Source organism: Janthinobacterium sp. PSPC3-1 (genome assembly GCF_049896105.1).
Classification (GTDB): Bacteria; Pseudomonadota; Gammaproteobacteria; order Burkholderiales; family Burkholderiaceae_D; genus Janthinobacterium.
The window spans coordinates 129,259-152,513 of record NZ_JAFCTQ010000011.1 but is presented as its reverse complement, the minus strand read 5'-3'; the positions used below and the strand labels follow the sequence as shown (position 1 = coordinate 152,513).

The 23,255-nt window shown below is 63.0% G+C and carries 21 protein-coding genes; 14 read left to right on the top strand and 7 right to left on the bottom strand.

What is annotated here, in order from left to right:
* The first annotated feature begins 19 nt into the window (after positions 1–19).
* From ACP7B7_RS14250 to ACP7B7_RS14220, 7 genes are all read left to right on the top strand, one after another.
* Complete coding sequence (locus ACP7B7_RS14250) at positions 20–1,048, top strand: LacI family DNA-binding transcriptional regulator (RefSeq protein WP_426077070.1); 1,029 nt, start codon at positions 20–22, stop codon at positions 1,046–1,048.
* Complete coding sequence (locus ACP7B7_RS14245; RefSeq protein WP_426077069.1) at positions 1,048–2,535, top strand: sugar ABC transporter ATP-binding protein; 1,488 nt, start codon at positions 1,048–1,050, stop codon at positions 2,533–2,535. The genes ACP7B7_RS14250 and ACP7B7_RS14245 overlap by 1 nt, the downstream gene beginning before the upstream one ends.
* Positions 2,516–3,523, top strand: a complete 1,008-nt coding sequence (locus ACP7B7_RS14240; RefSeq protein WP_426077068.1) for an ABC transporter permease — start codon at positions 2,516–2,518, stop codon at positions 3,521–3,523. Before ACP7B7_RS14245 ends, ACP7B7_RS14240 begins: the two co-directional genes overlap by 20 nt.
* 104 nt (positions 3,524–3,627) lie before the next feature.
* Positions 3,628–4,551: a substrate-binding domain-containing protein gene (locus tag ACP7B7_RS14235; protein WP_374694286.1), complete on the top strand. Its 924-nt coding sequence runs from the start codon at positions 3,628–3,630 to the stop codon at positions 4,549–4,551.
* 45 nt (positions 4,552–4,596) lie between these two features.
* The gene (locus ACP7B7_RS14230; RefSeq protein ID WP_426077067.1) at positions 4,597–5,658 is read left to right on the top strand and encodes a sugar phosphate isomerase/epimerase family protein; all 1,062 of its coding nucleotides are present in this window, start codon (positions 4,597–4,599) and stop codon (positions 5,656–5,658) included.
* A 1-nt stretch (position 5,659) separates the two neighbouring features.
* Complete coding sequence (locus ACP7B7_RS14225) at positions 5,660–6,808, top strand: Gfo/Idh/MocA family protein (RefSeq protein ID WP_426077066.1); 1,149 nt, start codon at positions 5,660–5,662, stop codon at positions 6,806–6,808.
* A gap of 18 nt (positions 6,809–6,826) precedes the next feature.
* Positions 6,827–7,120 carry a 2Fe-2S iron-sulfur cluster-binding protein gene (locus ACP7B7_RS14220; protein WP_426077065.1) on the top strand — a complete coding sequence of 98 codons (294 nt, stop codon included), beginning with the start codon at positions 6,827–6,829 and terminating at the stop codon, positions 7,118–7,120.
* On the opposite strand, the gene ACP7B7_RS14215 is transcribed toward ACP7B7_RS14220, so the two are convergent.
* Positions 7,101–7,409, bottom strand: coding sequence for a hypothetical protein (locus ACP7B7_RS14215; RefSeq protein ID WP_426077064.1), 309 nt, complete (start codon positions 7,407–7,409; stop codon positions 7,101–7,103). The genes ACP7B7_RS14220 and ACP7B7_RS14215 overlap by 20 nt on opposite strands.
* Positions 7,410–7,419: 10 nt before the next feature.
* Positions 7,420–8,034, bottom strand: a complete 615-nt coding sequence (locus tag ACP7B7_RS14210) for a TetR/AcrR family transcriptional regulator (protein WP_308923399.1) — start codon at positions 8,032–8,034, stop codon at positions 7,420–7,422.
* Between the two features lie 149 nt (positions 8,035–8,183).
* Here ACP7B7_RS14210 and ACP7B7_RS14205 point away from each other — a divergent pair, with 149 nt between their 5' ends.
* Entirely contained in the window at positions 8,184–9,239 is a 1,056-nt protein-coding gene (locus ACP7B7_RS14205; RefSeq protein ID WP_308923400.1) for an MBL fold metallo-hydrolase, read from the top strand.
* A 12-nt stretch (positions 9,240–9,251) separates the two neighbouring features.
* On the opposite strand, the gene ACP7B7_RS14200 is transcribed toward ACP7B7_RS14205, so the two are convergent.
* Positions 9,252–9,587, bottom strand: a complete 336-nt coding sequence (locus ACP7B7_RS14200) for a hypothetical protein (protein ID WP_308923401.1) — start codon at positions 9,585–9,587, stop codon at positions 9,252–9,254.
* A 390-nt stretch (positions 9,588–9,977) separates the two neighbouring features.
* On the opposite strand from ACP7B7_RS14200, the gene ACP7B7_RS14195 reads away from it, so the two are divergent.
* Positions 9,978–10,991, top strand: coding sequence for a substrate-binding domain-containing protein (locus ACP7B7_RS14195; protein ID WP_308923402.1), 1,014 nt, complete (start codon positions 9,978–9,980; stop codon positions 10,989–10,991).
* Positions 10,992–11,004: 13 nt separating this feature from the next.
* On the opposite strand, the gene ACP7B7_RS14190 is transcribed toward ACP7B7_RS14195, so the two are convergent.
* From ACP7B7_RS14190 to ACP7B7_RS14180, 3 genes are all read right to left on the bottom strand, one after another.
* Positions 11,005–12,462 (bottom strand): ATP-binding protein, encoded by a 1,458-nt coding sequence (locus ACP7B7_RS14190; RefSeq protein ID WP_308923403.1) that lies wholly within the window; start codon positions 12,460–12,462, stop codon positions 11,005–11,007.
* A 105-nt stretch (positions 12,463–12,567) separates the two neighbouring features.
* The gene (locus ACP7B7_RS14185) at positions 12,568–16,155 is read right to left on the bottom strand and encodes an indolepyruvate ferredoxin oxidoreductase family protein (protein ID WP_426077063.1); all 3,588 of its coding nucleotides are present in this window, start codon (positions 16,153–16,155) and stop codon (positions 12,568–12,570) included.
* A gap of 163 nt (positions 16,156–16,318) precedes the next feature.
* Positions 16,319–17,260 (bottom strand): LysR substrate-binding domain-containing protein, encoded by a 942-nt coding sequence (locus tag ACP7B7_RS14180; RefSeq protein WP_426077062.1) that lies wholly within the window; start codon positions 17,258–17,260, stop codon positions 16,319–16,321.
* Positions 17,261–17,410: 150 nt separating this feature from the next.
* On the opposite strand from ACP7B7_RS14180, the gene ACP7B7_RS14175 reads away from it, so the two are divergent.
* Entirely contained in the window at positions 17,411–18,637 is a 1,227-nt protein-coding gene (locus tag ACP7B7_RS14175) for an HD-GYP domain-containing protein (protein ID WP_426077061.1), read from the top strand.
* Here ACP7B7_RS14175 and ACP7B7_RS14170 read toward each other — a convergent pair.
* Positions 18,634–19,680 carry a GGDEF domain-containing protein gene (locus ACP7B7_RS14170; RefSeq protein WP_308923407.1) on the bottom strand — a complete coding sequence of 349 codons (1,047 nt, stop codon included), beginning with the start codon at positions 19,678–19,680 and terminating at the stop codon, positions 18,634–18,636. The genes ACP7B7_RS14175 and ACP7B7_RS14170 overlap by 4 nt on opposite strands.
* Before the next feature lie 446 nt (positions 19,681–20,126).
* Between ACP7B7_RS14170 and ACP7B7_RS14165 the strand changes: the two genes are divergently transcribed.
* The 4 genes from ACP7B7_RS14165 (at position 20,127) to cpaB (ending at position 23,239) form a co-directional block, all read left to right on the top strand.
* Positions 20,127–20,309, top strand: a complete 183-nt coding sequence (locus ACP7B7_RS14165; RefSeq protein WP_065310268.1) for a Flp family type IVb pilin — start codon at positions 20,127–20,129, stop codon at positions 20,307–20,309.
* Positions 20,310–20,363: 54 nt separating this feature from the next.
* A complete protein-coding gene (locus ACP7B7_RS14160) occupies positions 20,364–20,897 on the top strand; it encodes an A24 family peptidase (protein ID WP_426077060.1) in 534 nt (177 codons plus the stop codon).
* Between the two features lie 93 nt (positions 20,898–20,990).
* On the top strand, positions 20,991–22,358 hold the full coding sequence (locus ACP7B7_RS14155) for an ATP-binding protein (RefSeq protein WP_308923409.1): 1,368 nt from the start codon (positions 20,991–20,993) through the stop codon (positions 22,356–22,358).
* Complete coding sequence (cpaB, locus tag ACP7B7_RS14150; protein WP_426077059.1) at positions 22,355–23,239, top strand: Flp pilus assembly protein CpaB; 885 nt, start codon at positions 22,355–22,357, stop codon at positions 23,237–23,239. Before ACP7B7_RS14155 ends, cpaB begins: the two co-directional genes overlap by 4 nt.
* The last annotated feature ends 16 nt before the right edge of the window (positions 23,240–23,255 follow it).

Below are 23,255 nucleotides of genomic sequence, written 5' to 3'. Positions count from 1 at the left end.
ACATTTACTGAAGAAGCCCATGCCGCCCATCGTTCCGATTCCACCCGCGCCGGAGACCACCGTCTCGATCAGCGCCGTCGCCGCCCATGCCGGCGTGTCGGTGGCGACCGTCTCGCGCGTGATGAACGAGCACAGCAGCGTGCGGGCGCCGACGCGCGACAAGGTGCTCGCCTCCGTGGCGGCGCTGGGCTACCGCATGAACCACCTGGCGCGCAGCTTGCGCACGGCCGAGAGCCGCATGCTGTTGACCATGGTGCCCGACGTCGGCAACCCGTTTTATGCGCAGATCGTGCGCGGCATCGATACGGTGGCGCGCGAGCACGGCTATTTCGTGCTGCTGTGCGACACGGGCGCCGACGAGGGCCGCGAACGCTCGTATTTCGATTTGCTGCGCATGCACCGCGCCGACGGCGCCATCTGCCTCGACCCCGATACGGTGCAGCATGCGCTGTCGCATGAATCGATCAGCCTGCCATGGGTGGCCTGCTGCGAATTCGATCCCGCCGTGGCCGTGCCCTATGTCGGCATCGACAACCACCGCGCCGCCTCCGATGCGGTCGCGCATCTGCTGGCGCAGGGGCACACGCGCATCGGCCTGATCAATTCCGACGAGCGCTATCTGTATGCGCGCCAGCGCCGGCAGGGCTACCTGGATACGCTGGCCGCCGCCGGCGTGCAGGTGCAACCGCAATGGATGCGCACCGTGCAAAGCCTGGACTACGAGGCCGGCACGCAGGCGGCGCTGGACCTGATGGCGCAGAAAGATGCGCCGACTGCCATCTTTGCCGTCTCCGACACGCTGGCCATTGGTGTCTTGAGCGCGCTGCGCCAGCTGAACAAGCGCGTACCGCAAGACGTGGCCGTGATCGGCTTCGACGATATCGCGATTGCCGCGCAAATCGATCCTGGCCTCACCACGATTGCGCAGCCGATGCGCGAACTGGGCGAGACGGCCGCGCGCCTGCTGCTGCAGCGCCTGGCCGACCCGGCCGCGCAAGTGCCGGGGGTGGTGCTGCAACATAATTTGGTGTTACGGGGGAGTGCATAGTGAGCGTTGCCGTCAGATTTGAAGCGATCTGCAAGGACTTCGGTCCGGTGCGGGTCTTGCATGGCGTCAGTTTTGAACTGTCGCCGGGGAGGGTGTATGGCTTGCTCGGTGAAAACGGCGCCGGCAAGTCGACCCTGATGAAAATCCTGGCCGGCTACGAGGCGGTCAGCGAAGGGCAGTTATTGATCGATGGCCAGCCGCAGCGCTTTGGCAGTTCGCGTGCGGCGGAGGCCGCCGGCATCGTGCTGATCCACCAGGAATTCAACCTGGCCGAGCACCTGACGGTGGCGCAGAACATGTTCCTCGGCCATGAAAAAACGCGCGGCTGGCTGCTCGACGAAAAAGCCATGCACGAGGAGGCGTCGCGCTACCTGAAACAGGTGGGGCTGGAGGTGTCGCCCGCCACCAAGATCCGCGACCTGATCGTGGCCGAGAAACAGCTGGTGGAAATCGCCAAGGCCCTGTCGCGCCGCGCCCGCTTTTTGATCATGGACGAGCCGACCGCCACGCTCACCTCGTCGGAGACCCAGCGCCTGTTCGCGGTGATGGCGCAGCTGAAAGCGGACGGCGTGACCATCCTGTATATCTCGCACAAGCTCGATGAAGTCGAGCGCAATACGGACGAGGTGATCGTCATGCGCGATGGCCGCTTTGTCACGCGTGAGCTGACGGCCAGCCTGACGCGCCAGCAGATGGCGAATTTGATGGTGGGGCGCGAATTGTCCGACATGTTCCCGGCAAAAGTGCCGCTGGCACCAAGCGCGCCGGTACTGCTGAAGGTCGATGGCTTGTGCGTGCCCGGCTGGTCGAACAACCTGTCGTTCGAGGTGCGCGCCGGCGAAGTGCTGGGCTTTGCGGGTCTGGTGGGCGCGGGCCGCACCGAGTCCTTCGAGGCGCTGCTGGGCTTGCGTGCGCGCAGCGCCGGCACGATTCATCTGAACGGCAAACAGGTCAATATCCGCACGCCGCGCGAGGCGATGATCAATGGCATGACCTATCTGAGCGAAGACCGCAAGGGCAAGGGGCTGCATGTGAACCTGGGCCTGCGCGAAAACCTGACCATGATGACGATGGAGCGCTATGCGAAGCCGTGGCTGGACCTGAAAGCGGAAAAGGCGGCGCTGTCCAAGGCGGTCGAGGATTTCAATATCCGCACCGGCGACCAGGATAGCCGTGCGCGCATGCTGTCGGGCGGCAACCAGCAAAAGCTGGCGCTGGCCAAATACCTGCATTCCGATCCGCGCGTGATCGTGCTCGACGAACCGAGCCGTGGCGTGGACGTGGGCGCCAAGCGCGACATCTACTTTCTGATCCATCGCCTGGCCGCCGAAGGGCGCGCCGTGATCGTGATCTCGTCCGAATTGATCGAACTGATCGGCCTGTGCCACCGCGTCGCGGTGATGCGTGCCGGTACTTTACAAACCACGCTCGGCGCCGAGCACCTGACCGAAGAGGAGTTGATTGCTCATGCAACCGGCACGCACTGACACCACCACCAGTTCATTGTCCCAACTGGGCGCGCGCATCAAGGGCTTTGGCCCCGTGCTGGGCCTGATCGCCCTGTGCATTGCGGGCACCTTGCTCAACGGCGACTTCGCCACCATCGACAATCTGATGAACGTGCTCACGCGCACGGCCTTTATCGGCATTATCGCGGTCGGCATGACCTTCGTGATTATCTCGGGCGGCATCGATCTGTCGGTCGGCTCGATGGCGGCCCTGATCGCCGGCTGCATGATCTATTTCATGAACCAGCTGGCGATGGGCATGGGCGGCGACCTGGCGCCGATCACCATGCTGGTACTGGGAATCGGCATGGCGCTGGTGCTGGGCGCCGGCTTTGGCCTGATGCATGGCTTGTTGATCAGCAAGGGCAATATCGAGCCATTTATCGTGACCCTGGGCACGCTCGGCATCTTCCGCGCCGTATTGACTTACCTGGCCGACGGCGGCGCGCTGACGCTGGACTCGACCTTGTCGGACCTGTACAGCCCCGTCTACTACACCAGCGTGCTGGGCGCGCCGATTCCGATCTGGATCTTTCTGTTCGTGGCGGCGGCCGGCGCCATCATCCTCAACCGCACCACCTTTGGCCGCCATGTGCAGGCCATCGGTTCCAACGAGCAGGTGGCGCGCTATGCGGCCATCAATGTCGACCGCGTCAAGATTGCCACCTATATGCTGCTCGGCATCTGCGTCGGCATCGCCACGGTGCTGTATGTGCCGCGCCTGGGTTCGGCCACGCCGACCACTGGCCTGTTGTGGGAACTCGAAGCGATCGCCGCCGTCGTGGTGGGCGGCACGGCCCTGAAGGGCGGCGAGGGCCGCATCGTCGGTACCGTGATCGGCGCCATCCTGCTGTCCGTGATCAGCAATATCCTGAATTTGACCAGCATTATCAGTGTCTACCTGAATGCCGCAGTGCAAGGTGTGGTGATTATCGCCGTCGCCTTCCTGCAGCGAGGCCGCAAATAAAAACACAGCGGCGTTCTGAAAGGGCGGCCCGCAGGCCGTCCATAACCTTGGAGGAGAGCAGCATGAAAAGCTTTATTCGTGTAGCAGGGATGGCAGTACTGGTGATGCAGGCATGGGCCGTGCCGATGGCGGCGCAGGCCGCCGAAAAACTGGTGGTGGGCGTGGCGATTCCGACCGCCACCCACAGCTTTACGTCCGGCATCGTGTGGTGGGCCAACCAGGCTAAGGCCGAGCTGGAAAAAGCCCATCCCGGCGTGAAGGTCATCGTCAAGACGGCCGCCACCGCGCCCGAGCAGGCGAACCAGTTGCAGGACATGTTGACGGTCAACAAGATCAACACCCTGGTGATTTTCCCGATCGAATCGGCGTCCCTCACGCAGCCGGTGGCGCAGGTAAAAAACAAGGGCGTCTACGTGACCGTGGTCGACCGTGGCCTGACCAACAAGGAATCGCAGGACGCTTATATCGCCGGCGACAACACGGCATTCGGCAAGTTGCCGGCCGAATACCTGGCGAAAAGCCTGAACGGCAAGGGCAATATCGTGGTGCTGCGCGGCATGCCGACCACGCTCGACAACGAGCGCTTCGACGCCTTCAACGCGGTCATGAAGGGCCACCCGGAGATCAAGATTCTCGACGCCAAATACGGCAACTGGAACCGCGACGATGCCTTCAAGGTCATGCAGGATTACCTGACCCGCTTCAAGCAGATCGACGCCGTGTGGGCGGCCGATGACGACATGGCGATCGGCGTGCAGAAAGCCATCGCGCAAGCCAAGCGCACCGACATCAAGCAGGTATTCGGCGGCGCCGGCGCCAAGGGTGCGGTGAAGAAGATCATGGACGGTTCCGATCCGCAGATCGTTGCCAACGTGTCGTACTCGCCGAAGTTCATGTACGACGCCATCAAGCTGACCACGGAAGCGCGGTTGAAAGGCGAAAAACTGCCGGCCAACACGATCATCCCATCGGTGCTGATCACGCGCGAGAACGCCAAAGAGTTTTACTTTCCAAAGTCGCCGTTTTAATCTGATATTTCCCCGGAGCGAGCCTCCGGGGTGGAAAGGAGCAGCATGAAAACCATCCAGGGCCCGGCCATTTTCCTGGCCCAGTTTCTCGGCGACGAGCCGCCGTTCGATACGCTCGAGCACCTGGCGCAATGGGCGGCCGGCCTTGGCTACAAGGGCTTGCAGTTGCCGACCGCGCCGCGTCTGTTCGACCTGGAGCAGGCGGCCGCCAGCCAGCAATATTGCGATGATGTAATTGCGCTGCTGGCGAGGCACGGCTTGCAGGTCACCGAATTGTCGACCCATCTGCAGGGCCAGCTGATCGCGGTGCACCCCGCCTACGATGCGCTGTTCGACGGCTTTGCGCCCGAGCACGTCAAGGGCGATCCGGCCGCGCGCACGGCCTGGGCCACGCAGCAGTTGCTGTGGGCCGCCACCGCCTCGCAGCGCCTCGGTTTGAAAGCGCACGTGACGTTTTCCGGCGCGCTGGCCTGGCCGTATCTGTATCCGTGGCCACAGCGCCCGAGCGGCCTGGTGGAAACGGCGTTTGCCGAACTGGCCAAGCGCTGGCTGCCGATCCTCGATGCGTTTGACGCGGCCGGCGTCGACGTTTGTTATGAGCTGCATCCGGGCGAAGACCTGCATGACGGCGTGACGTTCGAGCGCTTTCTCGATGCCGTCAAGCAGCATCCGCGCGCCTCGATTTTGTACGACCCCAGCCACTTCGTGCTGCAGCAGCTCGACTACCTGGCCTTTATCGATATCTATCACGAGCGCATCAAGGCCTTCCACGTCAAGGATGCCGAGTTCCGTCCGAACGGGCGGCAAGGCGTGTATGGCGGCTACAGCGACTGGCAGGACCGGGCCGGGCGCTTCCGCTCGCTGGGCGACGGCCAGATCGATTTCAAAGCCATCTTTTCAAAGATGGCGCAATACGGTTTCCCGGGTTGGGCGGTGCTGGAATGGGAGTGCTGTTTGAAGCATCCGGAAGACGGCGCGGCCGAAGGCGCGCGCTTTATCCGCGAGCATATTATCCGTGTGGCCGAGCATGCGTTCGACGACTTTGCCGGCAGCGCCGTCGATCAGGATCAGATCAATCACTTGCTGGGCATGAAACAGGGAGACTGAGATGCAGCGACGACTACGGCTGGGCATGGTAGGGGGCGGGCAGGGCGCGTTTATCGGCGCCGTGCACCGCATCGCGGCGCGTATCGACGATCAATATGAGCTGGTGGCGGGCGCCCTGTCGTCCGATCCGGTACGTGCGCGAGAGAGTGGCCAGGCGCTGCATATCGCGCCCGAGCGCAGCTATAGCGATTACCGCGCCATGGCGCAGGCGGAGGCCGCGCGCGCCGACGGCATCGAGGCGGTGGCCATCGTCACGCCGAATCACCTGCACGCGCCGGTCGCCACGGCCTTCCTGGAAGCGGGCATCCACGTAATCTGCGACAAGCCGCTGGCCATTTCGCTGGCGGAAGGCAAGGCCCTGGCGGCGCTGGCGCAAGCAAAGAATCTGCTGTTTGCGCTGACCCACACCTACAGCGGCTATCCGCTGCTGCGCCATGCGAAAGCGATGGTCGAGGCGGGCGAGATTGGCGAGCTGCGCCTGGTGCAGGTCGAGTATTCGCAGGACTGGCTGGCCGAGGCGATTGTCGCCGGCGGCATGGCAGAGGGCAACTGGCATAACGATGCGTCGAAAGCCGGCCCGGGCGGCACCCTGCTCGACGTGGGCGTGCATGCCTATCACATGGCGCAGTTCGTCAGCGGACAGACGCCGCGGCAACTGCTGGCCGAACTGTCGACTTTTGTTCCGAACCGCACCCTGGACGACCATGTGCAGGTGATGCTGCGCTATGCGAACGGCGCCAAGGGGACGCTCTGGGCCAGCCAGGTGGCGACCGGTTGCGAAAACACGGTGCGCCTGCGCCTGTTCGGCAGCAAGGCCCAGCTCGACTTCGACCAGGAACAGCCGAACGCACTGTGGTTCACGCCGCAGGGCGGCAACCGCCAGCTGCTGCGTCCCGGGCGCGTCAATAGTGCCGCCGCGCAGCACGCCACGCGCGTGCCGGCCGGCCATCCTGAAGGCTACCTGGAAGCGTTTGCCCAGCTGTATCTGGATGCCGCGCTCACCATTCGCGCGCTGCAGGCGGGCGAGGCCATCCCCGAGGCGGCGCGGTCGCTGCCGACGGTGATCGATGGCGTGGCGGGGCTGGCGTTTGCCGAAGCCGTGCTGCGCAGCCATGCAGCGGGCGCGCAGTGGACCTCCTTGGAAGGTTGAGACTGCTACACTGGGCGCATGCCTACCGTCACCATCCTCCCGCAGGGCTGGCAGTTTCCCGCCAGCCTGGACACCACCTTGCTGGCCGCCGCCGAACTGGCCGGCATCCGCCTGCTCAGTTCCTGCCGCAACGGCACTTGCCGCACCTGTCTGTGTCATATGCCGCAAGGCAAGGTGCGCTACACGGTGGACTGGCCCGGCGTCAGCCCTGAGGAGCGCCTGGACGGCTATATTTTGCCGTGCGTGGCGGTGGTGGAAAGCGATGTCACCCTGCAGGCGCGGGCCGTGCGCCTCAGGCCTGACCACCCTTGAGCCGCCGCAGCAGCGCTTCCACGCTATCGCCCACCGGCAAGCCGTGGCGGCGCAGCAACTGAACGTGCAGCACCAGGTTTTCCAGCACCAGCTTGGCCGCCACGGCCAGCAGGGCCAGGTTGCGGTCTTCCGGCGTAAAGCTTTCCATGGCGTCGGCCATCTCGCACAGGTGGTTGGCGATCAGGCCGCGCAACTCCTGCTCGTTGAACGGCAGGTCGGCGAAGTCGATCGGGTCGGCCACTTCCACTTCCTGCATCAACACGGCGAGCTGTTCTGGTGTAATGCTCATGGCAGGTCCCTTATTTGCTGACGCTGTAATAACAGAGAAACATGTCGACGGCGAGCGCGCCCACTTCGCGCTGGCGCTCCGGGGCCAGCAGAGGTTCGCCCAGGGTGATCTGCGGCCAGAAGGCAAAGGTTTTCAGGGGCGACATCAACAGGTGCGCCACTTCCAGCGTCTCGCCCGCCTTGATGCGGCCGTCCTGCTGGGCCGCGCGGATCCAGATATTCAGGCCGGTTTCCTTTTCATTCAGGCGCGCCACCATGGCCTGGGCGCGCGCCGGCGAATGGATGGTCTCGCCAAACACCACGCGCGCCAGGTCGATGAACGCCGGGTCGCACAGCAACACCATTTTCTGTTCGACCAGTGCCAGTACCTGCGGCCGCAGCGGCTGGTCCGCCATATAGGGCACGGCTGGCTGGGCCACGCTGCTTTCCCACATGCGCTGCAGGATTTCCGAGAACAGTTCGTCCTTGCTGGGGAAATGGTTGTACACGGTGCGCTTGGAAACAGCGGCCGTGGCGGCAATCTTGTCCATGCTGGTCGCATCAAAACCGTGCTCGCGAAACTCGGCGATAGCGGCATCGACGATGTCGACGCGCTTGCGGTCGGTCAAGCGTTGCGGTGAGGCCATGGCTGAAATCTCCTTTGAAAACAATATTTTACACCTCTTGGTTTACTTTGCCTGAAATTGGAACTACACTGTGTAGTGTAAATTTTCCTTGTATTTGACACGACGGGCCGCATATGTCCTTGCATCACATTATCTTTCTGGGAGTCTTGATGAGCATCAGTTCTTGCACTTTGCGCGCCGCGCCTGCCGAGCCTGCCGCACCGACCGTCTTGCAACGTGTAGACGGCAAGTTCCGCAATCCGGTCACCATGCAAAAATTGGGTGGACTCGATACCATGAAGCTGATGTGGGCCTTTGCCGTCGGCAAACCGGCCAGCACGGTGCCGACCAAGGCGGTGCCGGTCCTGGCCCTGACCCGGGCCCAGTTGCTGGCGGCGCCCGACGATACCCTGTTTCGCCTCGGTCATTCGACCTTGTTGCTGAAGCTTGACGGCCATTTCTTCCTGACCGATCCGGTGTTTTCCGAACGTGCTTCGCCGGTGCAATGGGCCGGGCCGAAGCGCTTCCACCAGCCGCCGATCAGCATCGATGAATTGCCACCGATCAAGGCCGTCATCCTGTCGCACGACCATTACGACCATCTAGATCATGCGGCCGTGCTGGCGCTGGCGGCCAAGACCGAGCATTTCCTCACGCCGCTGGGCGTGGGCGATACCCTGGTGGAATGGGGTGTGCCCAAGGCCAAGGTGCAGCAGTTTGACTGGTGGCAGGGCGTGACCATCGACGGTGTGCGCCTGGTGGCGACGCCGTCGCAGCATTTCTCGGGACGCGGCTTATTTGACGGCAACAAGACCCTGTGGGCTTCGTGGGTGATCGAGGCGCCGCAACTGCGCGTGTTTTTCAGTGGCGACTCCGGCTATTTCGATGGCTTCAAGCAGATCGGCGAAAAATATGGACCCTTCGACGTGACGATGATCGAAACGGGCGCCTATGACAAGCTGTGGCCGGATGTGCACATGCAGCCCGAACAGACTTTGCAGGCGCACCTGGATCTGAAAGGCAAGTGGCTGATGCCGGTGCATAACGGCACCTTTGACCTGGGACTGCATGCCTGGCATGAGCCGTTCGACCGCATCGCGGCGCTGGCCGCCAAGCGCGGCGTCGACCTGGCCACGCCGCGGATGGGCGAAGCCGTCAACTTGCGCCAGCCGCAGCGCGGCGAGAAATGGTGGCTGACGGTGGTGGAGCAGGAAATGGCCGATTGATCCGCAACCACCTCATGCCGTTACATTGATCAGGCGGCCGATCGACTGTCCGAAACTGTTCAGCTGAGGCTGCAATGGCTGGGCGCTATTGGGACCGAGTTGCTGCGGCACCGCCACCTTGATCGCCTGGTCCAGCTGCGGCACCTTGATCGGCTCGGCGCTGCTGGCCTGCGCCTGCTGGCTGCTGCGCTGGGTATCGCTGAGCTGCTCTTTTTCCTTGATCAGCTGGCGGCGGCTGTCTGCCAGTTGCTCGCTGTCGCGCTGCACCTGGTTCTGGCCTTGTTCGACCCGCCGTTGCGCCGTTGCCAGGCTGGCCTGCAGGGAATTGATGGAAGAGAGGGAGGCCACAATAGTCACCTTGGGTATGCGCGGATCAGTGGGAACGGCTTAACCTGAATCAAGAGTAGGATAAATTTTCGCACATCGCCAGGAATCTGTGCTTTCTTGATAATCCAGGCGTGCGCTGCTTAACGCAGAGAGCAAAATGCCTGAGAAATGCCTGAGAAATGCCTGAAGTAAGTGCGTGCTATCGATGCCGCGATTGACTGGCATGGCGATAGTGATTCAGGCAGGCCAGCTTGATGGTATGCCCAGCCTCTTGCCAGGATGTTTTTTCCATATCAGTGGTAATGTTGTTTTTACACCATTCTTGCTGGCATCTGTCAGCGGTTTGCAAGGTTCTCTCGGCTATAATCGGTGGTTACCACAGCTTGATGGCCCTGCAGACAGGTAGTCAACATGAATCTCAAGAGCCTCGCCATCGCCCTGGGCATGTCCAAAACGACAGTCAGCAGGGCATTGAATGGCTATCCGGAAGTCAATTCCCGTACCCGTGAAATTGTCCTGGCCGCCGCCAAGAAAGTCGGCTACCGGCCCAATCCGCTGGCGCGCAGCCTTGCCGTCGGCCGCAGCAATGTGCTGGGCATGATTTTCCCCTTGCAGCCCAACGACCTGGGCGACAGCGTTTTCCTGTCGGTGGTCAACGGCATGTCCGACGCGGTGGAAGCGTCGAAAATGAGCTTGATCATCTCGCCCGTCTCGCCGCAAAACGAACTGCCGTCGTATGAAACCATGGTGCGCAGCCATCAGGTCGATGGCCTGGTGGTGGGGCGTACCAAGGTGAAGGATGAGCGCATCGCCTGCCTGATGCAGGCCGGTTTTCCGTTTGTCGCCCATGGCCGCACCTGCACCGACGCGCCATACGCGTATTTTGATTACGACCACGACACGGGCATCGACCTGGCCGTTTCCTTCCTGCTGGCGCATGGCCACCAGCGCATCGCCTTGCTGAGCGCACCGCAGGGCCTGCATTTCGCCTATCAACGCAAGCAAAGCTTTCTGCGCTGCATGGCGCAAGCGGGCTTGCAGGCCGATCCGCGCCACCTGCTGGAGCAGGCCCTCGATCGCCGCAGCGGCTACCAGGCGATGCAGCAACTGCTGGCCGCAACGCCGCGCCCCACCGCCGTCATCGTCGACAACCATTTGTCCGGCGTGGGCGCGGTGCGCGCGCTGATGGACGCCGGCATCGCCATCGGCAAGGAAATCTCGGTGATCGTCTGGGGCAATGTGGAAGACAGCCTGATCGGCCTGGACGTCACCACCATCGCCCAACCCGATTTGCGCCGCGCCGGCGCCAAGATGGTCGAAATGCTGCAAGCCTTGCTGGCCGGCACCCCACCGGAAAAACTCCAGGAAATCTGGCAGCCGGTGCTGTTGCCGGGGGCGACGGTGGGGCGTTGCACCACAGAGTAGCTGTGGCTACATCTCAGGCCCAATACGGGACATATTCCGCGAATTTATTGCCACTGCTACTGTCCTTGCGTTTGATGCGTCCTGCCGCGACAGCATCGGCAATCAGATTGGTGATTTGATTGCGCTGGCGTTCGCTGACCTTGAAGCGTGCCCGCAAGGTGGTATTGGTCAAGGTCTGGCTGGAAAAATATTGGAGTACCGCATGCTGATAGCAGGCTTCCACGCGTTCGGCTTGCGACATGTCGGCAAACCGTCTTGGCGCATGCAGGGTCACTTGAAAGCCGTTTGCCAGCGGCGTGAAGACGACTGGCGGCATGCCGAACAATTCGATGGCCGAAACCACTTTCTGAAACCCCGTGCCGCGTTCCTCGCAGATACGATATTGGCGAAATTTGGAGGCCAGCAATTCATTGCGTGACTCGGGCGTCGTGCCGATCAGACGGTCCAGGCGCTTGCTGGGAAGCAGCTCGCCTGGATTGGTAAAAGTGATGCGGTCAGCGTAGATTTCAATCGTGGGGCCAGCCCCGGTGATACTGAAATCCTGGTGGATCAAGGCGTTTGCCGTCAGTTCACGCAAGGCGATTTCAGGGTACAGGCCGACACGCTCGCGCAAGGACTGCTGGATGACTTCGGAGTGTGGCAAGATGCGCAGCAAATAGGCGATTACGCTCTCAAAGCCAATCGCATATCCTTTGCTATCAAGCTGCTCGTCGATGGTATCGACCTTGTTGCGGCCAGCATAGCGGATGATACGGAGGCGTTTGCGGCCGAGATGGTCGAATTGCTCCAACTCATGAGCGGCGGCGATACCGCCAAAATTGGTGATGTAGTAGCCGCTGGCATCGAAGACGACCATGTTTTCCGCTTCCAGCCAGCGCATCAGCTCGTCCTGGCGCACTGGCAGCGGGCGTTGCAGGAGTGTCGATATGCTCGGCAGATCCAGGCGTGCAATGACCTGATCGACATCAAGCAGGGTTGTCGCGCGTAACTCTTCCCAGCGCGGCGCATGGCTATTGAGCAGCAGCGCGCCGACTTCCTGGCGGGATGCCTTGCGCGTTGTTCCGCCCGAACGCACCCATGTCTCGTCGATGTTTTTTCCACGCCGGTGTGCTGGTTTGGTCGTTTGTTCGCGTATGTAAATGAACAGCAAGGGTACCGCGCCCACTGTCATGACCGCATGATCGAGTAGCAGTGGTGGCTCCACTGCGTCGCGGCCCAGATGGGTGAGCTGCAAGATGGCATTTTGCACTTGTCCCTGATCGACGCCGGCCAGCATGGCACCGGCATCGCTGATGCCGTAGATTAGGTAGCCTCCCTGCGGATAGTTAGCAAAGGCAATCAGATGCTCGGTCAGCCGTTCCTTGTTATCGGACAAGCTGAGCTTCCAGTCCAGCTCGTTGATCTCGTGCGGCACCGGATCGCGGCTCGATTGCAGCAGCGCGATTGCCTGAGCGATCCAGTGCTTGGCCATGTGATAGCAACTATATGATTTATAAGGGGGAAATGGCTTTGTCGTTTTCCTAGTGTGATAGAAATTCAGCAAAGGGCTGCGCGAAGCACGCCCTACCTTAGAGCGTTAGGCCGCGTATTTGGTTCCAGCCGCCAGCACCGCCAGCAGCCGTGCCTGGTCCTTGCGATACGTTGCCACCGCCTGCTCCTTGACATGGCCAAAGCCACGGATTTTTTCGGGCAGGGCCGCCAGGTCCACGCAGGTGGTGTAGTTGTCGGCCGTCAGGTTCACCAGCAGGCCGGCCAGCAGTTCGCGGTACGCGACGATCAAAGCCCGTTCCATCTTGCGCTCGGCCGTGTAGCCGAACAGGTCAAACGCGCCGCCACGCAGGCCCTTGGCCTTGGCCAGCCAGGTGAAGGCATGCCACATCCAGGAACCGAACTCGGCTTTGACCAGGTGTCCCTTCGCGTCCTTTTTCGCAAACAGCGGTGGCGCCAGGTTGAATTTGACCGAGAAATTGCCTTCGAACTGCTGCTGCAGTTGCAGGGCGAAACGGCCATCCGTGTACAGGCGCGCGACTTCGTATTCATCCTTGTAGGCCAGCAATTTGAAGTAGCTTTCCGCCACCGCCATCGACAGTTTCTGGCCCAGCCCCAGCACGTTTTCGCGGTCGCGCACCTGGTTGACCAAGGTCTGGTAGCCGTGTGCATAGGCCGCGTCCTGGTAGGCGGTGAGAAACTCCACGCGCTGTTTGATCACGGCATCCAGGCTTTGCGGCATTTGCATGACGATCGCCTGCGATGGCGTGGCGATCTGCGTCACCTTGCGCACGTCGACGGCGGCACGCCGGCCCCACAGGAAACTTTTCTTGTTCGACTCGATGCCGACGCCATTCAATTCGATCGCGCGCAGCAGCGCCGCTTCGGTCAGCGGGATGCGGCCCTTTTGCCAGGCGTAGCCCAGCATGAACAGATTGGCGGCGATCGAGTCGCCCATCAGCGCGGTGGCCAGCTTTGTGGCATCGATGAAGTCGGCCGCGTCCACGCCGCCCACCGACTCCTCGATCAGCTGGCGCACCTGTGCGGTCGGGTATTGCCAGTCGGCGTTTTGCGCGAAGGTGCCTGGCGGCTGTTCGTGCAGGTTGACCACGGCCAGGCTGCGGCCCGGGCGCATTTTCGAGATGGCGTCCTGGGCACCGGCCGTCAGCATGTCGCAGCCCAGGATCAGGTCGGCTTCGCCAGTGGCGATGCGCTGGGCGCGGATCTGCGCGGGCGTGGCGGCGATCTTCACGTGCGAGGTGACGGAACCGTTCTTTTGCGACATGCCCGTCATGTCCAGCACCGACGCGCCCTTGCCTTCCAGGTGGGCCGCCATGCCCATCAGCGCGCCGACCGTGATCACGCCGGTGCCGCCGATGCCGTTGATCAGGATGTTGTACGGCGCGTCGCAGGCCGGCAGCACGGGCTCCGGCAAGGGGCCGAAATCATCCTGCTTGCTGGTGCCGGTTTTGGTCTTTTTCAGGCTGCCACCCTCGACCGTCACGAAGCTGGGGCAAAAGCCCTTGGCGCACGAGTAATCCTTGTTGCACGATGACTGGTCGATGGTGCGCTTGCGGCCAAATGGCGTTTCTTTCGGCAAGATCGAGACGCAGTTCGACTGCACGCCGCAGTCGCCGCAGCCTTCGCAGACGGCGTCGTTGATGACCATGCGCTTGGCGGCGTCGGGATACTCGCCTTTTTTCCTTCTGCGGCGCTTTTCGGCGGCGCAGGTCTGGTCGTAGATCAATACCGAAACGCCCGGGATTTCCCGCAGTTCGCGCTGCACCGCATCCATGTCCTTGCGGTCGTGCAAGGTCAAATGCGCCGGCAGGTTGGCGCGGTCCGCATAGCGTGACAGGTCTTCGGTCACCAGCGCGATGCGTTGTACGCCTTCGGCTGCCACCTGCTGCGCCATCATCGGCACGGTGATCAGGCCGTCGACCGGCTGGCCGCCCGTCATCGCCACCGCATCGTTGTACAGGATTTTATAGGTGATATTGACCTTGGCGGCCTGTGCGGCGCGGATCGCCAGATAGCCCGAATGGAAATATGTGCCGTCGCCCAGATTCTGGAACACATGGGGCAGGGTGGAAAACGCCGCCTGGCCTATCCACGGCGCGCCTTCGCCGCCCATATGGGTGGTCAGCTTGTTCATTTCCGGATAGATCGATGTCGCCATCACGTGGCAGCCGATACCGGCCAGCGCCAGGCTGCCGTCGGGCACCTTGGTCGAGGTATTGTGCGGGCAACCGGAGCAATAGAAAGCCGGACGGAACGGCGTGTCGACAGCCTTTTTCAGCACCGCATCCTTGGCATCCAGAAAGCTCAGCCTTGCCTTGATCAGGTCACAGGTAACCGGGTCCGAGATCAGCCGCGCGATGCGGCTGGCGATCACCCTGGCCACTTGCGAGACGGAAAAATCGGCCTTGGAGGTCAGCAGCCATTCGCCGCGCGGCGCCACCCATTCGCCCTTTTCGTCGAACTTGCCGATCACCCGCGGGCGCACGTCGTCGCGCCAGTTGTACAGCTGTTCTTTCAATTGATATTCGACGATCTGGCGTTTTTCCTCGACCACCAGGATTTCATCGAGCCCTTGCGCGAATTCGCGCACGCTGTCCGGTTCCAGCGGCCATGGCATGGCCACCTTGAACAGGCGCAGGCCGACTTCGGCCGCCATGGCTTCGTCGATGCCGAGTTCTTCCAGCGCTTCGAGCACATCCAGGTAGGACTTGCCGGACGCGATGATGCCCAGCCGGGCGTTCGGACTATCGATGGTGGTGTGGTTGAGCTTGTTCTCGCGCGCATACGCCAGCGCCGCATAGATTTTATAGTCCTGCATCAGCGCTTCCTGGTTGCGCGCCTGCTGGCCCAGCGGAATGTTCGACAGGCGCGCGTTCAGGCCGCCTTCGGGCATGACGAAATCGTGCGGGATTTTCACTTCCACGCGGAACGGGTCGGCATCGATCGACGCGGAGGACTCCACCGTATCTGCCAGCGCCTTGAAGGCGACGGTACAGCCGGAAAAGCGCGACATGGCCCAGCCGTGGATGCCCAGGTCCAGGTATTCCTGCACATTGCACGGGTACAGCAGCGGGATCATCGAGGCTGAAAACAGGTGGTCGGACTGGTGCGGCAGGGTCGATGAATACGCGCCGTGATCGTCGCCGGCCACCAGCAGCACGCCGCCGTGCTTGGCCGTGCCCGCATGGTTCATGTGCTTGAAGACATCGCCGCAGCGGTCCACGCCCGGACCCTTGCCGTACCACATGGCGAACACGCCATCGTATTTTGCCGGGCCGATCAGGTCGACCTGCTGCGAACCCCAGACGGCCGTGGCGGCCAGGTCTTCATTTACGCCGGGCACGAACTGCACATGGTGGGCTTCCAGCTGCGATTTCGCTTTCCACAGGTTTTCGTCCAGGCCACCCAGGGGCGATCCCCGGTAGCCGGAAATGAAGCCGGCCGTGTTCAGGCCCGCAGCCTGGTCGCGCAGGCGCTGCATCATCGGCAGGCGTACCAGGGCCTGGATGCCGGACAAAAAGATCGCGCCACTGGTGGCCGTGTATTTGTCGTCGAGGCTGACGCTGGTCAAACGGGAAGATTCGGGGGGCGTAGATGGCGCGGCACCGGCGTTTCTGACGAACGCTGCGGAGCCGTTTTCCGTGGTCACGGACATGGCTGTCTCCAAAAGGGTGGCTCAGATGACGTCTGCGCAACGGCGGCGCCCGGTAAGGCGCGCGCTGGACAGACGGGATTGCCGCGTGTGTGCGGCTGCCTCAGTGTAGGGCGGGGAAGAGGGCGCGGCAAATACGCCTTGCCGATGGGGCTATAAGTTTTACTTATGTAGCGGGTGGCAGCATATGGGCGCCCTGCCAGCGGCCGCTGTCGCACAGCTGCGCCGCCACCTGTCGCACCAGGTTTTTCACGGCGGCGCCGGCGTTGGTCAATGGAATGTTCTTCGAGGCGCACAAGGCGACCGTGCGCGTCAGGACCGGACTATGGATGGCGTAGCTGCGCATGGCGCCGCTGCCCAGCTCAGCCAGCATGGGGGCGGCCGGCAAGATGGTCGCGCCCATGCCGGCCAGGATCGCCGATTTCAGGATGGCGATCGAATTAATTTCGATCACGTGCGTGGCCGTCAACCCGGCGGCGCGCGCGCGGCTGTCGATGCGCGGGCGCACCCCATGCTGCGGACCGGGCAGTATCAGGGTGGTGGCCAGCGCCTGCTGGAATGACATGGCCGGGCCGTCGGGCGCAAACGGCGCATCGCTGCGGCAGATGAAGCGCATCTCTTCCTCCACCAGCGCGCTGCTGGCAAACGGCGTCAGTTGCCCGTCGTCGAACAGCACCGCCAGGTTGATGCGGCCCGATTTGAGTTGCTCGGTCAGGTTGCCGGTGATTTCTTCCGTCAGTTGCAGGGTGATTTCGGGATACTGTGCGCGCGCGGCCAGCAGCAGGGGCAGGGCCAGCGCGCCGGAAATGCTGTGCGGCAGGCCCAGCGTCACATTGCCGGACGGGCGCGTGGCGCTTTGCGTGACGGCCGAGCGGGCGTCGGCCACCTGTTTCAGGATGGCCTGGGCGTGCTCGTAGAAGATCTTGCCGGCGTCGGTGCTGAGCACGCCCTGGGCCGAGCGGTGCAGCAGTTGCACGCCCAGTTCCTCTTCCAGCTGGCGCAGCTGTTGCGTCAGGGCCGGCTGCGCCACGTGCAGCGTCAGGGCCGCGCGCGACAGCGAGCCGTGGTCGACGATGGCAACAAAGTAGCGAAGTTGACGCAATTCCATGGACGGCAATCTGGTGAGGGAAACGGGAGCGTGTGGCATAAAAACCATGCGCTGGCGGCGGCGTTGCCGGGGCTTGCAATTTTGCTATACTCATTCTAGCGCTTCTGGTGCGCCCCGGCGTGCACGCCGACCGACTCGTGGGATGAAAGCATGTTCAAAAAAGTCGATTCTTCCCAATTAAAAGTGGGGATGTATGTCCATGACCTCAGCTGCGACTGGATGACGCATCCTTTCATGCGCAACCGTTTCCTGTTGCGCAGCGACGAAGAAATCCGCAAGATCATCGCCGCCGGCATCCACGACGTGGTGATCGACAACAGCAAGGGCCTGGACGTGCAGGATGCGCCCACCGTGGCGCAGGCGGCGGCCGCCATCGAACGCGAGCTGGTGCAGATCGCCAGCGCGCCGCAACTGGTCACGCGCGTGTCGCTGGGCATGGAGCTGGCGCGCGCGACGCAGCTGCGCAAGCAGGCGACCGGCCTGGTGCGCACGGTGATGGCCGATGTGCGCCTGGGCAATGCGGTCGATATCGACCGGGTCGAGCCGATGGTGGCGGATATTACCGAATCGATCCTGCGCAATCCGGGCGCGCTGGTAGGGTTGCTGCGCATCAAGACCAAGGACGACTACACCTTCCTCCATTCGATCAGCGTGTGCGCGCTGATGGTGGCGTTTTGCCGCTCGCGCGGCCTGGATGCGGCCACCACCCACCAGGCCGGGCTGGGTGGCTTGCTGCACGATACGGGCAAGGCGCTGGTGCCGGACGCCATCCTCAACAAACCCGGCCCCTTGAGCCCGGAAGAATTCGCCTTGGTGAAACGCCATCCGCGCGACGGCCATGCCATCCTGCTGCAAACGCCGGAGGTGGGGCCGATTCCGCTCGATATCGCCTTGCACCACCATGAGCGGCGCGACGGCAGCGGCTATCCCGACGGCCTGGCCGGCGACGCCATCGGCGAACTGGCGCAGATGGCGGCCATCGTCGACGTGTACGACGCGCTGACGTCCGAGCGCAGCTACCACAAGGCGATTCCGGCCGCCGATGCGCTGCGCAAGATCTATGAATGGAGCAAATTCCACTTCAATCCCGTCTTCGCGCAGGACTTCATGCGCTGCGTGGGTATCTATCCGGTAGGCACGATGGTCAAGCTGGAGTCGGGCCGCCTGGCCGTGGTGATCGAGGCCCACGAGAGCAATTTGCTGGCGCCCAAGGTGAATGTGTTCTTCAGTACCAGGAGCAACGCCTACATCAAGCCGGAGACGGTCGACCTGTCGCGCGGGCTGGGCTTTGGCGGCGGCGACAAGATCATCGGCCACGAATCGGCCGCCAAGTGGCAGGTCGATCCGATGCGTTTCCTGTCGCTGGCGGACGCTTAAAAAAACTCGGCGGTATCGTTCGAGGCGACGGCCGTCAGCATGCCTTTTTCTACCAGTTCATCGTAGTGGCAGGCCAGGTTGCGACCGTGGCTTTTCGCGTAGTACAGCGCCTGGTCGGCGCGGCCGAGGATGATGACGGGCGCTTCGAAGGCACTGATGCTGACGAAACCGACGCTGACGGTGACCCGGCCCACTTGCGGAAAATCGTGGGTTTCGACGTTGATGCGGAAACGATCGATGATCTTCTGGGCATTTTCCAGGGTGATCGAGCGCAGCAGCACGACGAATTCCTCGCCGCCGAAGCGGAAGATGCGGTCTTGCGAGCGGAACGACGATTGCAGCAGGTTGGCGATCAGGATCAGCACTTCATCGCCATACAGGTGGCCGAACTTGTCGTTGACCAGCTTGAAATGGTCGACATCGACCACCGCCAGCCATTGCCGTTCGGTATTGCCGTGATGGCGGCGCTCTTCGTCGGCCGGGCGCGCCGCTTCGCTGTCGAGTTCACCGCGCGATTGCAGGATCTTGGCCAGCTGGTCGTCGAAGGTTTTGCGGTTCAGCAAACCGGTCAGCGAATCGCGTTCGCTGTAATCGAGCAGATTCTGGAAATTGCGGTACACGCTGACGATGCCGCCGATCACCTGGATGGTCGCGCCCGTGTATGGCGTGGGGTTGGTGATTTCCAGGCAGGTGGTGACCTGGTCGCCGATCCAGATGGGCAGCCACAGCAGATGGCGGCCATCGGCGCACAGCGCATCGCAGCTGGTTTCATGGCGCGCGATGCAGGCCGCCAGCGCCGGATAGTCCGACAGCGGTTCGCCCGGCAGCGCGGGATCGAGATTGTCTTCCATGCGCGCCGGACTGCCCGCCACGATGATGGCCCGCGCCCGCACGAACACCTGGCCACGCACGCTGCTCAGCGCCAGCACGCGGGTTTGCGACGCGCAAGCGAGCTCCTGCACCGCCGAGATCACCGAGACGTCGAGCATGGTGTGATCGCGGTGGCCGGTCATGTCCACCATGTGTTTCAGTAGGGAATCCATCGTCGTTCTCTGGAAAGTGGTCACACAAGATTCTTCATACCAACATTGCGTCTAGCAATATACGTCCGTTACAAGAAGCCAAGGATTATTTGGTGGCACTAACCAGCGGCGAGATGCCTTTCCAAAGAAGAGCTAAGCAGGATAATGTTTTTTTGCCTCATAGGCAATTACGTATGCAAGATTTCATGTAAATACATGAGATTCCTGCATCGCAGCGTCGGCTGCTGTCGCCATCGTCGCCCGGTCAGGCGCGATCCTCCCCCATTTCACGCAAGCTTGATAATTTCCATATGGAAACTTGTGACGCGTCAACTTGGCAAATTGCCCGCGATTTATAGTCATTGCAATGGCGCAGAAATTTACGGCAAGAAACATAGTAGCAGGAATGGGCAATGTTTCACACTCGATTGCGCCAGGGACTTGTGTTTCACTTTTGGGAGCCTGTCATGAATACCTTCCTGTCGGCAGTACAGCAATTTGTCAAGGATGAGGATGGCATTACGGCAATCGAATACGGCCTGATTGCGGCCCTGATGGCAACTGCCATCACGGCCGGTTTCTTGCTGATCAAGACCAACCTGCTGTCTGTCCTCACCGAAATTTCGAGCAACCTGGTGTTGACGCCTTAAGCGGGTGCCCGCCGCCGGGCAACCGGTGGCGGGTTTTTTGACGGGAGCTTTCTCATGTCCACAAGCGTGCTGTGCGACCTGCTGCTGCTGGTCTTCGTGACGGCCGCCGCCGTCAGCGATCTGATCCGCCGCAAGATTCCCAACCGGCTGGTACTGGCGGGCCTGCTGGCCGCGTTCTGCCTGCATGGCTGGCTGGCGGCGCCATCCTGGCCATGGAACAGCCTGGGCGGTATGGCCACCGGTTTCTTCCTGTTTTTACCTCTGTATTTGCTGCGCGGCATGGCCGCCGGCGACGTCAAGCTGATCGCCATGGTGGGTGCCTTTGCCGGCCCCTGGCCGACGCTGCTGATCTGCTTTGCCACGTTCGTGCTCGGTGGCCTGATGGCCTTGTTGATCGTGACCTGGCAAGGCAGCTGGCGTGCCTGCTGGCGCAATCTGCGCCAGTTGCTGTGGCCGCTGATGGTGCGCACCGCCGGCCTGGCGCTGGCGCCGTCGCCGCCCGCAAGCCAGCCCAGCGTCGGCAACATGCCGTATGGCCTGGCGATCGCGCTGGGCACGTTGCTGGTACAGGGACGAAATTATTTCTGAAACGGATCATTGCTTCGAATCAATGTCGCTCTGAAGTTGCTCGCTAGAATGAAATTCTGCCTTTCGCAAGCTGGCCACGTTGGGAGAAATCGCATGACCGAAGTCGATTATTACACTGCCGAGACCAGCCGTCCGGCCGATGCGGCGCTGATGCCGCCCTTGCCGCCGCAGCCGAAAAGCCTGCACGAGACGGGACTGGAGCGCCAGCTGGTGGTGGAACTGATCGCCAAGGCCATGCTGGTGGGCGGCAAGAGCCATTTGTCGGTGCTCACCACGCGGCTGCGGCTGTCGATCAATGTGCTGCGCGAAGTGCTGGACTTCATGGTTGGCGAGCAACTGGCCGAAGTGGCCTGGCGTGGCGAATCCGAGATCGACGTGCAATATCAGCTGACGGGCGCCGGCAAGCAGCATGCCGCGGGTTTCATGGCGCGCTGCGCCTACCTGGGCGCGGCCCCGGTCACTTTGGCCGCGTACCGCGCCATGGTGGCGCGCCAGTCCTGGCGGGCGCAGGAGCAGCGCGTGGCCAGCGACGACCTGGCGGTGGTGCTGGGCGGCGCCCACGCCGGGCCGGGCCTGCTCGACACCATCGGCGCGGCCCTGCATTCCGGGCGTTCGCTGTTGCTGTATGGTCCGCCAGGCAGCGGCAAGTCCGCGCTGGCGCTGCAACTGGGCAAGTTGCTGCATGGCCTGGTGGCGGTGCCGCATGCCGTGGTGGCCGGGCGCGACATCATTTCCCTGTATGACCCGGCGGTGCACCTGCCGCCGGCACCGCATGGCAACCATGCGCGCCAGGCGCTCGAGCGCCGCAGCACCGATATCCGCTGGGTGCTGTGCCAGCGTCCCGTGATCCAGGTGGGCGCCGAGCTTGACGCCGGCATGCTGGAACTGCGCCATGACGAAGGTGGTGGCTGCTACCAGGCGCCGCCCCATGTGCGCGCCAACAATGGCATGCTGATCATCGACGACCTGGGCTGCCAGCGCCTGCCGGCGCCCCAATTGCTGACGCGGCTGATGCCGCCGGCCGCCTGCGGCCTCGATCAACTGGGCCTGCGTGGCGGCGCCAGCATCGGCATGCCATTCGACACTGCCCTGGTGCTGGCCACCAACCTGGCGCCGGCCGGCCTGTTTGACGCCGCGTTGCTGCGCCGCATCGGCTACAAGGTGCGGATCGGGCCGCTGGGCGAGAGCGCCTACCGCGTGCTGTTCCGCCAGCAATGCCGCGCCACCGGCATCGCCTTCGACGAGCAAGTGCTGCACCATTTGCTGCGCCAGCTGCATGGCGCCAGCGGACGGCCGCTGCTGGCCAGCACGCCGCGTGAATTGCTGGACCGCATCGCCGACTTTGCCGGCTTTGCCGGCAGCGAAGCGCAATTGACGGTGGCCACGCTGGAGCAGGCCTGGAGCAGTCTGTTTGCCGGCTGCGACGCGCAGGACGCCGTGCTCGACGAGAGCATCGCATGAAAAACCGCCGCGCACTGGTGATGATGGGGCTGGCCATCTTGCTGGGCTTGCTGGCGGTGCTGCTGGCCTCGCACTGGCTGTTGCGCCAGAGCCCTGCCGGCAAGGGCAGGATCGTGGTCGCCGCGGCCGACGTCAACCTGGGCCAGCGCCTGAGCCCGGACATGCTGCGGCTGGCCGAATGGCCGGCGGAAAGCCTGCCGGAAGGCGCGCTGCAAGATCCTCTGAAACTGTCGGGCCGGGTGCTGAAAAGCAGCGTGCTGCGCGGCGAACCGTTGAGCGAGGCGAAGCTGGCGCCGGCCGGCACCCTGGGTGGCCTGTCGGCCCTGATCACGGAAGGGCGGCGCGCCATCACCGTGCGCGTCAATGACGTGATCGGCGTGGCCGGCTTTGCCTTGCCTGGCAATTATGTCGACATCATCGTCAGCACGCAGCAGGATGCGGGCGACCGCACCTATCCGCAAAGCCGCAATATTTCCAAGATCGTGCTCGAACGCATCCTGGTGCTGGCGGTGGCGCAGGAGGTGGGGCGCGACGAAACCAAGCCGCGCGTGGTCAATGCGGTGACCCTGGAAGTGACGCCGGCGCAAGCGGAAAACCTGGACCTGGCGCGCAGCGTGGGCAGCTTGTCGCTGGTCTTGCGCAACCAGGTCGATCCGCAGCCGGGCGTCACCGGCGGCGCCACCAAATTGACGCTGCTGGGCACGCCGTCGCCCGAGCCGGCGGCCGAGCCACCGGTGGCCGCCGCGCCGCCCGCTGCCATCAAGCCGGCCGCGCCGCGCCGCGTGGCGGCGGTGGCGCCGCGCCGCGTGGCGGCGGTGGCGCCGCCACGGCATTGCAGCGGTCTGATCGACGGTACGCGCGCCTCGCGCGAATGCTTCTAGCCGCCCGCCCCCAACC

Coding starts and splice junctions, on each gene's coding strand:
- ACP7B7_RS14195 (WP_308923402.1), top strand. CDS start 9,978: ATGAATCTCAAGAGCCTCGCCATCGCCCTGGGCATGTCCAAAACGACA.
- ACP7B7_RS14250 (WP_426077070.1), top strand. CDS start 20: ATGCCGCCCATCGTTCCGATTCCACCCGCGCCGGAGACCACCGTCTCG.
- ACP7B7_RS14230 (WP_426077067.1), top strand. CDS start 4,597: ATGAAAACCATCCAGGGCCCGGCCATTTTCCTGGCCCAGTTTCTCGGC.
- ACP7B7_RS14205 (WP_308923400.1), top strand. CDS start 8,184: ATGAGCATCAGTTCTTGCACTTTGCGCGCCGCGCCTGCCGAGCCTGCC.
- ACP7B7_RS14155 (WP_308923409.1), top strand. CDS start 20,991: ATGACCGAAGTCGATTATTACACTGCCGAGACCAGCCGTCCGGCCGAT.
- ACP7B7_RS14235 (WP_374694286.1), top strand. CDS start 3,628: ATGCAGGCATGGGCCGTGCCGATGGCGGCGCAGGCCGCCGAAAAACTG.
- ACP7B7_RS14220 (WP_426077065.1), top strand. CDS start 6,827: ATGCCTACCGTCACCATCCTCCCGCAGGGCTGGCAGTTTCCCGCCAGC.
- ACP7B7_RS14175 (WP_426077061.1), top strand. CDS start 17,411: ATGTTCAAAAAAGTCGATTCTTCCCAATTAAAAGTGGGGATGTATGTC.
- ACP7B7_RS14170 (WP_308923407.1), bottom strand. CDS start 19,680: ATGGATTCCCTACTGAAACACATGGTGGACATGACCGGCCACCGCGAT.
- cpaB (WP_426077059.1), top strand. CDS start 22,355: ATGAAAAACCGCCGCGCACTGGTGATGATGGGGCTGGCCATCTTGCTG.
- ACP7B7_RS14240 (WP_426077068.1), top strand. CDS start 2,516: ATGCAACCGGCACGCACTGACACCACCACCAGTTCATTGTCCCAACTG.
- ACP7B7_RS14225 (WP_426077066.1), top strand. CDS start 5,660: ATGCAGCGACGACTACGGCTGGGCATGGTAGGGGGCGGGCAGGGCGCG.
- ACP7B7_RS14185 (WP_426077063.1), bottom strand. CDS start 16,155: ATGTCCGTGACCACGGAAAACGGCTCCGCAGCGTTCGTCAGAAACGCC.
- ACP7B7_RS14180 (WP_426077062.1), bottom strand. CDS start 17,260: ATGGAATTGCGTCAACTTCGCTACTTTGTTGCCATCGTCGACCACGGC.
- ACP7B7_RS14210 (WP_308923399.1), bottom strand. CDS start 8,034: ATGGCCTCACCGCAACGCTTGACCGACCGCAAGCGCGTCGACATCGTC.
- ACP7B7_RS14165 (WP_065310268.1), top strand. CDS start 20,127: ATGAATACCTTCCTGTCGGCAGTACAGCAATTTGTCAAGGATGAGGAT.
- ACP7B7_RS14190 (WP_308923403.1), bottom strand. CDS start 12,462: ATGGCCAAGCACTGGATCGCTCAGGCAATCGCGCTGCTGCAATCGAGC.
- ACP7B7_RS14160 (WP_426077060.1), top strand. CDS start 20,364: ATGTCCACAAGCGTGCTGTGCGACCTGCTGCTGCTGGTCTTCGTGACG.
- ACP7B7_RS14215 (WP_426077064.1), bottom strand. CDS start 7,409: ATGAGCATTACACCAGAACAGCTCGCCGTGTTGATGCAGGAAGTGGAA.